The 12437-nt window shown below is 68.4% G+C and carries 13 protein-coding genes; 9 read left to right on the forward strand and 4 right to left on the reverse strand.

Annotated elements, in window-relative coordinates; genetic code table 11:
* Nucleotides 1-244: 244 nt before the first annotated feature.
* Entirely contained in the window at nt 245-1495 is a 1251-nt protein-coding gene (gene proB / locus FV217_RS01075) for a glutamate 5-kinase (protein WP_147813436.1), read from the reverse strand.
* Nucleotides 1496-1652: 157 nt separating this feature from the next.
* Between proB and FV217_RS01080 the strand changes: the two genes are divergently transcribed.
* Nucleotides 1653-3125 carry a catalase gene (locus FV217_RS01080; protein ID WP_147813438.1) on the forward strand — a complete coding sequence of 491 codons (1473 nt, stop codon included), beginning with the start codon at nt 1653-1655 and terminating at the stop codon, nt 3123-3125.
* A gap of 152 nt (nt 3126-3277) precedes the next feature.
* Nucleotides 3278-4585 (forward strand): crotonyl-CoA carboxylase/reductase, encoded by a 1308-nt coding sequence (ccrA, locus tag FV217_RS01085; protein WP_147813440.1) that lies wholly within the window; start codon nt 3278-3280, stop codon nt 4583-4585.
* 10 nt (nt 4586-4595) lie between these two features.
* Here ccrA and FV217_RS22620 read toward each other — a convergent pair whose 3' ends face one another.
* A complete protein-coding gene (locus FV217_RS22620; protein ID WP_187272385.1) occupies nt 4596-4769 on the reverse strand; it encodes a hypothetical protein in 174 nt (57 codons plus the stop codon).
* A 130-nt stretch (nt 4770-4899) separates the two neighbouring features.
* On the opposite strand from FV217_RS22620, the gene leuD reads away from it, so the two are divergent.
* The gene (gene leuD, locus FV217_RS01090) at nt 4900-5502 is read left to right on the forward strand and encodes a 3-isopropylmalate dehydratase small subunit (RefSeq protein WP_147813442.1); all 603 of its coding nucleotides are present in this window, start codon (nt 4900-4902) and stop codon (nt 5500-5502) included.
* Between the two features lie 137 nt (nt 5503-5639).
* A complete protein-coding gene (locus FV217_RS01095; protein WP_147813444.1) occupies nt 5640-6827 on the forward strand; it encodes a lytic murein transglycosylase in 1188 nt (395 codons plus the stop codon).
* A gap of 116 nt (nt 6828-6943) precedes the next feature.
* On the opposite strand, the gene rplS is transcribed toward FV217_RS01095, so the two are convergent.
* Entirely contained in the window at nt 6944-7348 is a 405-nt protein-coding gene (rplS, locus tag FV217_RS01100) for a 50S ribosomal protein L19 (RefSeq protein WP_147813446.1), read from the reverse strand.
* Nucleotides 7349-7658: 310 nt separating this feature from the next.
* On the opposite strand from rplS, the gene FV217_RS01105 reads away from it, so the two are divergent.
* The 4 genes from FV217_RS01105 to FV217_RS01120 all read left to right on the forward strand — a co-directional run bounded on the left by FV217_RS01105 (nt 7659) and on the right by FV217_RS01120 (nt 10495).
* Complete coding sequence (locus tag FV217_RS01105) at nt 7659-8225, forward strand: NifU family protein (RefSeq protein ID WP_147813448.1); 567 nt, start codon at nt 7659-7661, stop codon at nt 8223-8225.
* A 143-nt stretch (nt 8226-8368) separates the two neighbouring features.
* A complete protein-coding gene (gene tsaB / locus FV217_RS01110) occupies nt 8369-9058 on the forward strand; it encodes a tRNA (adenosine(37)-N6)-threonylcarbamoyltransferase complex dimerization subunit type 1 TsaB (RefSeq protein ID WP_147813450.1) in 690 nt (229 codons plus the stop codon).
* Nucleotides 9055-9576, forward strand: coding sequence for a GNAT family N-acetyltransferase (locus FV217_RS01115; RefSeq protein ID WP_147813452.1), 522 nt, complete (start codon nt 9055-9057; stop codon nt 9574-9576). Before tsaB ends, FV217_RS01115 begins: the two co-directional genes overlap by 4 nt.
* Before the next feature lie 25 nt (nt 9577-9601).
* Nucleotides 9602-10495, forward strand: a complete 894-nt coding sequence (locus tag FV217_RS01120) for a lysophospholipid acyltransferase family protein (RefSeq protein WP_147813454.1) — start codon at nt 9602-9604, stop codon at nt 10493-10495.
* 5 nt (nt 10496-10500) lie between these two features.
* Here FV217_RS01120 and FV217_RS01125 read toward each other — a convergent pair whose 3' ends face one another.
* Entirely contained in the window at nt 10501-10992 is a 492-nt protein-coding gene (locus FV217_RS01125) for an MEKHLA domain-containing protein (protein ID WP_147813456.1), read from the reverse strand.
* A gap of 91 nt (nt 10993-11083) precedes the next feature.
* Between FV217_RS01125 and miaB the strand changes: the two genes are divergently transcribed.
* Nucleotides 11084-12424 carry a tRNA (N6-isopentenyl adenosine(37)-C2)-methylthiotransferase MiaB gene (miaB, locus tag FV217_RS01130; protein ID WP_147813710.1) on the forward strand — a complete coding sequence of 447 codons (1341 nt, stop codon included), beginning with the start codon at nt 11084-11086 and terminating at the stop codon, nt 12422-12424.
* Nucleotides 12425-12437: the final 13 nt, after the last annotated feature.

Consider the following 12437-nt stretch of genomic DNA (forward strand, 5'->3'; position numbering starts at 1 on the left):
GTGTGCGCCGAGGCGAGCGCCATGCCGCGCGCGGCGGCCCGCGCCCGGCGGCCGATCGCGGCCATCAGAGTCGGCAGGTCGTCGGAATCCGAGAACTCCGACCGGAGGTTCAAGACAGGCACGATTCCGTTTCCGTCATCGGGAATGCGCGCGGGGCGCAGGATACTCTCGACGACTCATCGCATGCCGGGCGATTCCGAAACAAGCGCCGGCGTGCCCGGTTCGGATAAGGCGGCCGCCGCGATCAGATCGGATCGAACGATCCGGCGGTGGCGAGGTCGTCGCGGTGGACGATCTCGGCTCTGCCGGAATAGCCGAGCAGTCCTTCGATCTCGCGGCTCGGCCGGCCGATGATGCGCCGGGCCTCGCCGCTGTCGAAGCCGACGAGCCCGCGGCCGAGCAGGCGGCCGGAACGGTCGCGGATCAGCACCGCGTCGCCCTTGCCGAAGGCGCCCTCGACCGCCGTCACGCCCACCGGCAGCAGGCTCGCGCCGCTTTGGAGCGCGCGGGCCGCGCCGTCGTCGATGACCAGCGTGCCGCTCGGTTCCAGCGCGCCCGCGATCCAGGTTTTTCGCGCAGCCGTCGGGGTGGAGCCGGACAGGAACCAGGAGCAGCGCCCGCCCTCGCGGATCGCACGCAGCGGATTTTTTCCGCGCCCGTCGGCGATGACCATGTGGGTGCCGCCCGAGACCGCGATCTTGGCCGCCTCGACCTTGGTGCGCATGCCGCCGCGCGACAGCTCCGAGGCCGGGCCGCCGGCCATGGCCTCGATCTCCGGGGTGATCCGGTCGATCACGGCGAGGTGCCGGGCGGCCGGATCGGTGTGCGGCGGCGCGGTGTAGAGCCCGTCGATGTCGGAAAACAGCACCAGCACGTCGGCGCCGATCATGGTGGCGACGCGGGCGGCGAGGCGGTCGTTGTCGCCGTAGCGGATCTCGACGGTGGCGACCGTGTCGTTCTCGTTGACGACGGGCACCGCGCGGACTTCCAAGAGTTTTTGCACGGTGGCGCGGGCGTTGAGGTAGCGGCGGCGCTCCTCGGTGTCCTTCGGCGTGACCAGGATCTGGCCGGCGACGATGTCGTGGTGCCCGAGCGCCTCGGTCCAGTGTCGCGCCAGCGCGATCTGCCCGACGGCGGCCGAGGCCTGGCTCTCCTCCAGCCGCAGCACGCCGGGCGGCAGGCCGAGCACGGTGCGCCCGAGTGCGATCGCGCCGGAGGAGACCACGACGACGTCGACGCCGCCCGCATGAAGCTCGGCGATGTCCTCAGCGAGCGCCGCGAGCCAGGCATGGCGCAGGCGGCCGCGCGCCCGGTCGACGAGCAGGGCCGAACCGACCTTCAGGACGACGCGGCGGAAATCTTCGATGGCGGGTGTCGACACGGGCAGGGCGCGGCAGGAGCGGACGATGCGACCCGTTTGCACCAACGGCACAAGCTTGAACAGGCGGGAGACTTCGGTCGTGTCCCGAGGTGCGGTGTCGGGCTCCGGCTTCATGACCGGAAGCCACGGTTGAGGAGTCGGGAGATCAGCGACGAGATCCGCTGTTTCGAACGGCTCCAAACGCGATCCCGTGCGTTGCACGCGGACGATCGTGTCGTGCGCAACCCGCGCCGCCACCGGTCGAATACGTATGAGCACGGAGAGGAACGCGATGGCAGACCAAAGCCCGCGACTGACGACGGCCTTCGGAAACCCGGTTTCCGACAACCAGAATTCCATCACGGCGGGCTCGCGCGGGCCGGTCCTGATGCAGGACTACCACCTCATCGAGAAGATGGCGCATTTCAACCGGGAGCGGATTCCGGAGCGCGTCGTCCACGCCAAGGGCTACGGCGCCTACGGCACCTTCCGGCTGACCAAGAGCCTGGAGCAGTATACCCGCGCCAAGGTGCTGACCGAGGTCGGCAAGGAGGTGCCGATGGTCGCCCGTTTCTCGACGGTGGGCGGCGAATCCGGCTCTGCCGACACGGCCCGCGACCCACGCGGCTTCGCCCTCAAGTTCTACACGGAGGAGGGCAACTGGGATCTCGTCGGCAACAACACGCCGATCTTCTTCGTGCGCGACGCGATCAAGTTCTCGGACTTCATCCGCACCCAGAAGCGCGACCCGCGCACCCACCTGAAGCCGCATTGGCGCCGCTGGGACTTTTGGGGCCTGAGCCCCGAGGCGATCCACCAGGTGATGTTCCTGTACTCGGACCGCGGCACCCCGAAATCCGCCCGTTTCATGAACGGCTACGGCTCGCACACCTATTCGCTCTGGAACGACAAGGGCGAGCGCTACTGGGTGAAGTTCCACTTCCACACCAAGCAGGGCATCCAGAACTTTTCGTCCGCCGAGGCCGACAAGATCGCCGGCGCTGACCCGGACTACTCTGCCGCCGATCTCTCGACCGCGATCGAGAAGAGCGAATTCCCGAAATGGCGGGTCGACGTGCAGATCATGCCCGAGGCCGATGCCGACACGTATCAGATCAACCCGTTCGACCTCACCAAGGTCTGGCCGCATAGCGACTACCCGCTGATCGAGATCGGCGAGATGGAGCTGAACCGGAACCCCGAAAACTACTTCGCGGAGATCGAACAGTCGGCCTTCGAGCCGTCGAACATCGTGCCCGGCATCGGCTTCTCGCCGGACAAGATGCTGCAGAACCGGGTGCTCTCCTACGCCGACGCCCACCGCTACCGGCTTGGCGTGAATTATCAGCAGATCCCGGTGAACCAGGCCAAGAAAGCCGCCGTGCAGACCTATCATCGCGACGGTACCATGCGGACGGATGGCAACCACGGCGCACAGGTCGATTACGAGCCGAATTCCTTCGGGGGGCCGAAGCAGGATCCGTCCTTCGCCGAACCGCCGCTGCGTCTGAAGGGCGATGCCGGCCGCTACGGCTGGCCGGGGGACGACGAGGATCTCTACGGGCAGCCCAAGATCTTCTGGACCAAGGTGCTCGACGACGGCGGCCGCCAGCGGCTCGTCGACAACATCGTCGATTCGATGGGCGACAGCCCGCGCCACATCCAGGATCGCATGATCGCGCACTGGTACAAGGTGCATCCCGACTTCGGTCAGGGCGTCGCCAAGGGCCTCGGGATCGACGCGGGCCGGGTCGCCGCCGAGTAGGGTTTCGACCATAATTTTGAATGCAGAAGGGCGCCGGTCTCCATCGGCGCCTTTTTACGTGGATTACCGCATGATCTTGGCCTTTCGGCCCACTTGGAGGCCCCAGGGAACGTCGCTATAGCGTCGCAAAACCCACACCAAGGAGTGCCACGATGGCATCGAGCGCAGCGGTTACCCCGGCCGGAAAAGGCGGGACCGTGGAAATCAAGGACCTCTACGACCTCGGCGAGGTTCCGCCGCTCGGCCACGTGCCGGCCAACATGTATGCCTGGGTGGTCCGCAAGGAGCGCCACGGGCCGCCGGAGAGCGCCAACAAGGTCGAGGTCGTTCCGACCTGGGACATCGGCGACGACGACGTGCTGGTCTACGTCATGGCCGCCGGCATCAACTACAACCACGTCTGGGGCTCGCTCGGAGAGCCGGTCTCGCCGATGGATTCGCACAAGTGCGATATCCACATCGGCGGCTCGGACGCGTCGGGCATCGTCTGGGCGGTCGGCCGCAAGGTGAAGTTGTGGAAGGTCGGTGACGAGGTCGTCATCCACTGCAACCAGGACGACGGCGACGACGAAGAGTGCAACGGCGGCGACCCGATGTTCTCGAACTCCCAGCGCATCTGGGGCTACGAGACGCCGGACGGCTCCTTCGCGCAGTTCTGCCGGGTGCAGTCGCGCCAGCTGATGCCGCGCCCCAAGCACCTGACCTGGGAAGAGGCCGCCTGCTACACGCTGACCCTCGCCACCGCCTACCGCATGCTGTTCGGCCACCCGCCGCACCAGCTGAAGCCCTCCGACAACGTGCTGGTCTGGGGCGCTTCCGGCGGTCTTGGCGTGTTCGCCGTCCAGCTCATCGCGGCCTCCGGCGGCAACGCCATCGGCGTGATCTCGGACGAGTCGAAGCGCGACTACGTCATGAGCCTCGGCGCCAAGGGCGTGATCAACCGCAAGGACTTCGACTGCTGGGGCCAGATGCCCAAGGTCGGCACGCCCGAGTACAACACCTGGCTCAAGGAAGCCCGCAAGTTCGGCAAGGCGATCTGGGAGATCACCGGCAAGGGCAAGGACGTCGACATGGTGTTCGAGCACCCGGGCGAGTCGACCTTCCCGGTCTCCTGCCTCGTGGTGAAGCGCGGCGGCATGGTCGTGTTCTGCGCCGGCACCACCGGCTACAACATCACCTTCGACGCCCGCTACGTCTGGATGCGCCAGAAGCGCATTCAGGGCTCGCACTTCGCCCACCTCAAGCAGGCCTCGGCCGCCAACCGCTTCGTGATCGACCAGCGCGTCGACCCCTGCATGAGCGAGGTCTACCCCTGGGAGAAGATCCCGGCGGCGCATACCCTGATGTGGGAGAACAAGCATCCGCCCGGCAACATGGCGGTGCTCGTCAACGCGACGAAGGCGGGCCTGCGCACCGTCGACGACGTGATCGAGGCCGGGCCGAAGAAGGCCGAGGTCTGATCGACTCCGCTCACCTGCCCTTGGCATCCGAGGGCAGGTGACGCTTGTAGGTCTCTTCCTGGTCCTGGCGATGCTGGATCAGGTCCGCATAGGCCTGCTTGGCTTCCGGCGACATCGTGACCCTCCGGCCCTTGTCGCCCTTGCGCTTGGGCGCCTTCTTGAAGGTGTTGGTCGTGTCGTTCATGGCCGCCCTGTCCGTTCCGGTGGCGCGACCATAGTCGGGCAATGCGACGAGCGCGAGGCGCGCCTTCCGAGCGAGCGCTGCTGCTGATAGAACCACGTCAATTCTGGCTCATCGGCAAGCTTGCAAAACAATGGACAAATTCACGACCCTGGAGGGCGTCGCGGCGCCCATGCGGATCATCAACGTCGACACCGACCGCATCATTCCGAAGCAGTACCTGAAGACGATCAAGCGCACCGGCCTCGGCAAGGGCCTGTTCTCCGAGATGCGCTATCGCGACGACGGCTCGGAGAACCCGGACTTCGTCCTCAACAAGCCGGCCTATCGGCAGTCGAAGATTCTGGTCTGCGGCGACAATTTCGGCTGCGGCTCGTCGCGCGAGCATGCGCCCTGGGCGCTGGCCGATTTCGGCATCCGCTGCGTGATCTCGACGAGCTTCGCCGACATCTTCTTCAACAATTGCGCCAAGAACGGCATCCTGGCGATCGTGGTCTCGCCCGAAGACCTCGAGAAACTGTTCGAGGATGCCGAGCGCGGTTCCAACGCGACGCTGACCGTCGACCTCGCCGCCCAGACCATCAAGGGGCCGGATGGCGGCACGCTGCATTTCGACATCGACGCAGGCCGCAAGCACAGCCTGCTCAACGGCCTCGACGAGATCGGCCTGACGATGCAGCGCGGCGCGGCGATCGACGGCTACGAGGCACGGCAGGCCGAGCGGGGTTGGGCATAAGGCGAAGGCCTCGTTACGAAGTCTTTACCATCCGGGCGCCTTAAATCTGCGAAATCGCCAGCGCATCATCCGACGAACTGGGTTCCGGTTCGTCGTCGAATGCCGCGGCGAAAGCAGAGCCGGCAGGAGACGCTCCGATGACCTCGCGCGCCACGTTCACCGCCCTCGTCTGTCTCGCAGGCGTCGCCACCACCGGTGCGGCCCGCGCCGACTTCGACAGCTGCCTCGCCGGCATCCAGAGCCAGGCTGCGGCGGCCGGCGTCTCGGCACAGGCGTTTCGTGCCGCAACCAATGGCATCGTCTACGACGACAAGGTCATCGAGCTCTCGCAGAAGCAGCCCGAGTTCAAGACGCCGATCTGGGACTACATGGCGGCGCTCGTCGACGACGAGCGCGTCGAGGACGGCAAGGCCGCCATGCGTCGCAACGCGCAGGCGCTGGCGACGGCCGAGCAGCGCTACGGCGTCGACCGCCACGTCATCGCCGCCGTCTGGGGCGTCGAGTCGAATTTCGGCAAGAACCTCGGCACGATGCCGCTGGTGCAGTCGCTTGCGACGCTCGCCTGCTCGGGCAACCGCCGCCGCGACTTCTTTCGCGGCGAGCTGTTGGCGACGCTGAAGATCATCGAGCGCGGCGACATCGAACCCTCGCGCCTCACCGGCTCCTGGGCCGGCGCCTTCGGCCAGACCCAGTTCATGCCCTCGACCTATCAGCGCCTCGCGGTCGACCTCGACGGCGACGGCCGCCGCGACGTGGTGGATTCCACCGCCGACGCCGTCGGCTCCACCGCCAATTTTTTACGCGCCGCGAAATGGTCCAATGGCATGGGCTGGGGCTACGAGGTGAAGCTGCCGCGCGGCTTCAACACCTCCGCCGCCGGCCGCACCCGCAAGCATCCGGTCGGGCACTGGAGCTCGCTCGGCGTGACCAAGATCGACGGCAGCGCGCTCAGCGCTTCCGGCCCGGTCGGCATCCTGGCGCCGGCCGGCGCCAACGGGCCGGCCTTCCTGGTGACGAAGAACTTCGACTCGATCTATTCCTACAATGCCGCCGAGTCCTATGGGCTGGCCATTGCCGTCCTCTCCGACCGCCTGCGTGGCCGGGCCGGCGTCCAGGCCGCGTGGCCGACCGACGACCCGCCGCTGTCGCGCGCCGAGCGCCGCGACCTGCAGGTCCGGCTCACCCAGAAGGGCTTCGACGTCGGCGAGCCGGACGGCAAGGTCGGCGAGAAGACGCGGCAGGCGATCAAGGAAGTCGAGCGCAGCCTCGGCATGCCGTTGACGGGACGGCCGGGCGGCAAGGTGCTGCAGGCCTTGGGGGGCTGAGGCCCAGCCAGGCTACTGTTCGGATGTCAGCTCCGATCACGCAAAAGCCCGCTCCGAAGTATCGGAGCGGGCTTTTGAATTTTCGATAGGAAGCCCGCCAAGGCGAGCTCCAAAAATTACTCGGCGGCGGTGGGGGCTGCAGCCTTCTGAGCGCCCTTGGCCCGCGTCCGGTCGACCCGCTCGACGATGCGGGCGGACTTACCGCGGCGGTCGCGCAGGTAGTAGAGCTTGGCGCGGCGGACCTTGCCGCGACGGACCACCTTGATCGAGTCGATCATCGGGGAATGCACCGGGAAGACGCGCTCGACGCCCTCGCCGTAGGAGATCTTGCGGACGGTGAAGCTCTCGTTGAGCCCGCCGCCGGAGCGCGCGATGCAGACGCCCTCGTAGGCCTGGACGCGAGTGCGCTCGCCTTCCTTGACCTTCACGTTCACGCTGAGCGTGTCGCCTGCCTGGAAGTCGGGAATGGTCTTGGCGAGACGAGCAACTTCTTCCTGCTCGAGCTGCTGGATGATGTTCATAGACATAGCTCCGGCCGTTGAGCCGCATCGTCCCGGATGGACGACGGGCGTCAGGATTTCGGCATCCTGTTGTGAGTTGGGCTGGCCCATACAGGAGGCGGGGGCCGTTGTCACGCCGGGCTACCGCGCCTCACCGGGTCGCCGTAGCGCTTCCCGACCGCCCGTATGCCACCGCGGAGCACGGGACGCGCACCTCCCGCTGTTGAGAAACGCGCGATTCGAGTCCACATGGAGTACGGTGCCGGATCGCTCCGGTGCCGTTCCCGGCCGGCCTTGAACCGGCGCCAGCGGACGAGGATTTCGCAGAGCCATGTTCATCCAGACCGAAGCCACCCCCAATCCGGCCACCCTCAAGTTCCTGCCCGGCCGCGTCGTGCTGTCCGAATCGACCTTCGAAGCGAAGGATGCCGGGAGCGCCGCGCGCTCGCCGCTTGCGACCACGCTGTTTGCCGTGCCCGGCGTCTCCGGCGTCTATTTCGGGCATGATTTCATCTCGGTGACCAAGGCCGAGGGCGAGAGCGAGTGGCCGCAGGTGAAGCCCGCCGTGCTCGGCGCGATCATGGAGCATTTCCAGTCCGGCGCGCCGGTCATGGCCGAGGGCACGGTGCTCAGCGAGACCTCCGAGGAGGAGTTCTACGACGAGGCCGACCACGACACCGTCGTCACCATCAAGGACCTGCTCGAGACCCGCGTGCGCCCGGCCGTGGCCAGCGACGGCGGCGACATCACCTTCCGCGGCTACAAGGAAGGCGTGGTCTACCTCGAGATGAAGGGCGCCTGTTCCGGCTGCCCGTCCTCCACCGCGACCCTGCGCCAGGGCGTGCAGAACCTGTTCCGCCACTTCCTGCCGAGTGTGCGCGAAGTCCAGGCGATCTGATTTTTTTCGGGCAGTCGGGCAACACTGCCCCGACAAATCACGCTTCATCGGCCGCCCCGCACTGACGGGGCGGCCGTTTGTGTCTTAAACGTGATCGCTACGGGCGGTGAACGCGAGCACCGCCGGTCCGGAACGGAGACACGGTGCGCATCCTGGCCATCGATACGGCGCTCGACGCCTGCAGCGCCTGCGTTGCCAACGACGAGAGCGAGGAGCTTCTCGGCGTGGAGACGATGACGCTCGCCCGCGGGCATGCCGAGGCGCTGCTGCCGCTGATCGAGCGGGTGATGGCGCAGATCGACGGCGGCTTCGAGAGCCTCGACCGCGTGGCCGTCACCGTTGGCCCCGGCAGCTATACCGGCCTGCGCGTCGGCCTTTCCGCCGCCCGCGCCATCGGTCTCGCCGCCAAGATCCCCGTCGTCGGAGTCACGACCCTGTCGGCGCTGCTCGCGCCGCAACTCGCGCTCAATGCCGACGGGCTCGTGATCGCCGCGATCGATGCGCGCCACGGCGCCGTCTATCTTCAGGCGATCAGCGGCGCGGGCGTCGCGGTGGCGCCGTCCCGCCTCGCGATCGAGCAGGCGGTGGATCGCATCTCGGCGGAGGACCTCTCGGAGGGCGTCACCCTCGTCGGATCCGGCGCACCGGCGCTCGCGGCCGTAGCCAAGGCCCGCGGCATCGCCGTCCGTGTCGCCGAGACCGGCCCGCCGCAGATCGGCTGGGTCGCCCAACTCGGGCTGGTGGCCGATCCCGAACAGGCATTGCCGCGCCCGCTCTACCTGCGTGGCGTCGACGCCCAGCCCCAGGATCATGCGAGGATCGCCCTGCGATGACGCGCGCCCTGTCGCCCTTCTGGGCCCTCGACTGGTGGTCCGCCTGGTGGGACGCCTGGGGCCCGACGCCCTACGTCGCGCCCCTGCGCGATCCCGCCCAGGCGGCCACGCTCTCGCGCCTCCACGCCACCGCCTTCGCCCGGCCCTGGGACGCACACGAATTCGAGCGCATGCTCTGCGAACGCTCCACCGAGGCGCATGCGCTCTGGCGCGGCAACGGCGTCCACGGCTTCGCGCTCTCGCGCAAGGTCGAGGACGAGGCCGAAATCCTGACCATCGTGCTGTCGCCCGCGATCCGCGGCGGCGGCCACAGTCATCGCCTGCTGCGCGAGCATCTGACGGCGCTGAGCTTCGCCGGCGTGCGCAACGTCCATCTCGAGGTCGACGAGGGCAACGCCCCGGCGCTGAAGCTCTACACCCGCCACGGCTTCGCCAAGACCGGCGAGCGCACCGGCTACTACGCCCGCCCCGACGGTAGCCGCGCCACGGCGCTCACCATGCGCGCGACGCTGGCGTGAGCGGGCGCACCGCGATCTGAGCGCCATGACGCGCATCGTGTTCATCGCGCGGCTCGTCGTCTACGCGCTGTTCTTCGCGGCGATCGTCGGGCCGCACGTGCTGAGCCTGCGCTACGGCCGCGGCCGTCTCGCCGGCCGCCTGCCGATGCTGCTGCACCGTCTTTTCCTGTGGCTGTTCTCGGTCCGCGTCACGCAGAGCGGCACCCCGCCGGAGGTCGGCGAGCCGGCGCTGGTGCTCTCCAACCACGTATCCTGGCTCGATATCGTCGTGCTTGGCTCCCTGCGTCCGCTCTCCTTCGTGGCGAAATCCGAGATCGCCGGCTGGCCGGTGATCGGAACCTTCGCGCGGCTCCAGCGCACGGTCTTCATCGACCGCGCCCGCCGCGGCGCCACGGCCACCGTCAACTCCATGATCGGCGAACGCCTCTCCGCCGGCGAGCTCGTCGTGCTGTTCGCGGAGGGCACCACCGGCGACGGCCTGCGCCTGCTGCCGTTCCGCTCCTCCCTCGTCGGCGCCGCCCGCGAGGCGCTCGCGGAGGGAACCGGAGGCCTTGCCCGCATCCGCCTGCAGCCCCTGGCCCTGGCCTATACCGGCCGCGCCGGCCTGCCGCTGACGCGCATCGAGCGCCCGGAGGTCGCCTGGTACGGCGACATGGAGCTCGCGCCCCATCTCGACCTGTTCGCGCGGCGCGGCCCGATCGACCTGCAGGTGGTGTGGGGCGCGCCGATCGCCTTCGAGCCCGGCACCGATCGCAAGGCCGCCACCGCCCAGGCCGAAGCCGCCGTGCGGCAATCGCTGCGGCATGCGATTGCCGGGAGGCCGACGGCGGGGAACGGTGCACGCATGGCGGAGGCCGCCGAGCGCGAGAGCGGCCGCGAGGGCGCCGACGTGTCGGCCCCGGGGGTCGCGGCTGTCTGAACGCTTCAACCGCCCGGCGGCAGCCGGTACGTCGCCGCCTGTCCGTGCGTTACGCCGTCCGCGTCGATCAACTGCCAGACCACGACATCTACGATCGGGAAGCGCCGGCCCGACTTCGCGATGCGGATTCCGGAATAGCCGGCGACGCAGCCATTGCGGGCGACGGCCGCGAGCAGCCGGTCGCGCTCGGCCCGGTCGGGCGCTTCCGCCGAGAGCCGCGAGGGCATGCCGATCAGTTCGTCGCGGGAATAGCCGAAGTTCTCCTGTGCCATGCGGTTGGCATAGACGAAGCACGGGTCGGGGGCGGTGTCGTGCGCGAGGAGCGCGAAGGGCGCCAGCCGGTAAGCCCAGTCCGCATCCGCCCCGTCCGGAAGTAGCGGCCGGCCGACGAGACGGCGATGGCTGCCGGTCAGGAGCTCGAAAAAGCCCGGGTCCGTGGTCAGGTCGGGAATGCCGGTCTCCTCCGTTTCCCCTCGGCGACGCGCGCGTGAAAGCATGCTAAGGCGGCTGCCTGATCGAGCGACCGTCGGCGCGGGCCGAACGGTTGAAACAATGCCACACGGCCAAGACGCGCTGAAGCAGGACACGTTGAAGAAAGCCTTCGTCAAATCCTACGGCTGCCAGATGAACGCCTACGATGCGGGCCGCATGGCGGACCTGCTCGCGGCCGAGGGCTATGCCGCGACGGAGGTGGTCGAGGAGGCGGACGTCGTCGTCCTCAACACCTGCCACATCCGCGAGAAGGCCGCCGACAAGGTGTTTTCCGAGGTCGGGCGGCTCCGCGTGCTCAAGGCCGAGCGGGCCGAGCGGGGCCAAGATACCCGGATCGTCGTGGCGGGCTGCGTTGCGCAGGCGGAAGGGCGCGAGATCCTGGCGCGCACCCCGGCCGTCGACGTGGTGGTCGGGCCGCAGAGCTACCACCGCCTGCCGGAACTCCTCGCCGAGTCGCATCGCCGCCGCGTCGTCGACACCGAATTCCCGATCGAGGACAAGTTTTCGCGGTTGCCGGCCCGCCGTACCCGCGGCGTCACCGGCTTTCTCACCATCCAGGAAGGCTGCGACAAGTTCTGCGCCTTCTGCGTGGTGCCCTACACCCGCGGCGCCGAGGTCTCGCGCTCGGTCGCGGCGATCCGGGCCGAGGCCGAGGCGCTGGTCGCCGGGGGCGTGCGCGAAATCACCCTGATCGGCCAGAACGTGAACGCCTATCACGGCGAGGGGGTCGGCGGTGCCACCGCGACGCTCGCCGGGCTGATGCGCGCGCTCGCCGACCTGCCGGGCCTCAAGCGCCTGCGCTACATGACGAGCCACCCCAACGACATGGGCGACGACCTCATCGCCGCCCATGGCGACAACCCGCTGGTGATGCCCTACCTGCACCTGCCCGTGCAGTCGGGCTCGACTCGTGTGCTGCAGGCGATGAACCGCAAGCACACCGCCGACGACTACCGCCGCATCATCGAACGCGTGCGCACCGTGCGGCCCGACATCGCCCTGTCCTCGGACTTCATTGTCGGCTTCCCCGGCGAGACCGATGCCGAGTTCGAGGAGACGATGCGGCTCGTCGCCGACCTCACCTTCGCCAGCGCCTTCTCCTTCAAGTACAGCCCCCGCCCCGGCACGCCGGCCGCCGATCGTACGGACGCCGTGCCCGAGAGCGTGATGAGCGAGCGCCTGTCACGGCTTCAGGCCCTCCTCGACGCGCAGCGCCACGCCTTCAACGCCGCGACCGTCGGCAGCACCGTCGAGGTGCTGGTGGAGAAGGCCGGCCGGCATCCGGGTCAGGTCGCCGGCAAGACGCCGCACCTGCTGATGGTGCAGTTCGACGCTCCCACCTCTACCATCGGCACGCTGCAGAGCGTGCGGATCGTGCGTTGCGGCTCCAACAGCCTGTTCGGCGCGTTGGAAACCGATGCGGCGGCCGCCGCGTGACCACTGCATGAGG

This window comes from Methylobacterium sp. WL9 (genome assembly GCF_008040035.1).
Classification (GTDB): Bacteria; Pseudomonadota; Alphaproteobacteria; order Rhizobiales; family Beijerinckiaceae; genus Methylobacterium; species Methylobacterium thuringiense.

What these genes read in the sequence shown, in the direction of transcription:
- proB (WP_147813436.1), bottom strand. Translation starts at nt 1,495, where the DNA reads ATGAAGCCGGAGCCCGACACCGCACCTCGGGACACGACCGAAGTCTCC.
- FV217_RS01080 (WP_147813438.1), top strand. Translation starts at nt 1,653, where the DNA reads ATGGCAGACCAAAGCCCGCGACTGACGACGGCCTTCGGAAACCCGGTT.
- ccrA (WP_147813440.1), top strand. Translation starts at nt 3,278, where the DNA reads ATGGCATCGAGCGCAGCGGTTACCCCGGCCGGAAAAGGCGGGACCGTG.
- FV217_RS22620 (WP_187272385.1), bottom strand. Translation starts at nt 4,769, where the DNA reads ATGAACGACACGACCAACACCTTCAAGAAGGCGCCCAAGCGCAAGGGC.
- leuD (WP_147813442.1), top strand. Translation starts at nt 4,900, where the DNA reads ATGGACAAATTCACGACCCTGGAGGGCGTCGCGGCGCCCATGCGGATC.
- FV217_RS01095 (WP_147813444.1), top strand. Translation starts at nt 5,640, where the DNA reads ATGACCTCGCGCGCCACGTTCACCGCCCTCGTCTGTCTCGCAGGCGTC.
- rplS (WP_147813446.1), bottom strand. Translation starts at nt 7,348, where the DNA reads ATGAACATCATCCAGCAGCTCGAGCAGGAAGAAGTTGCTCGTCTCGCC.
- FV217_RS01105 (WP_147813448.1), top strand. Translation starts at nt 7,659, where the DNA reads ATGTTCATCCAGACCGAAGCCACCCCCAATCCGGCCACCCTCAAGTTC.
- FV217_RS01115 (WP_147813452.1), top strand. Translation starts at nt 9,055, where the DNA reads ATGACGCGCGCCCTGTCGCCCTTCTGGGCCCTCGACTGGTGGTCCGCC.
- FV217_RS01120 (WP_147813454.1), top strand. Translation starts at nt 9,602, where the DNA reads ATGACGCGCATCGTGTTCATCGCGCGGCTCGTCGTCTACGCGCTGTTC.
- FV217_RS01125 (WP_147813456.1), bottom strand. Translation starts at nt 10,992, where the DNA reads ATGCTTTCACGCGCGCGTCGCCGAGGGGAAACGGAGGAGACCGGCATT.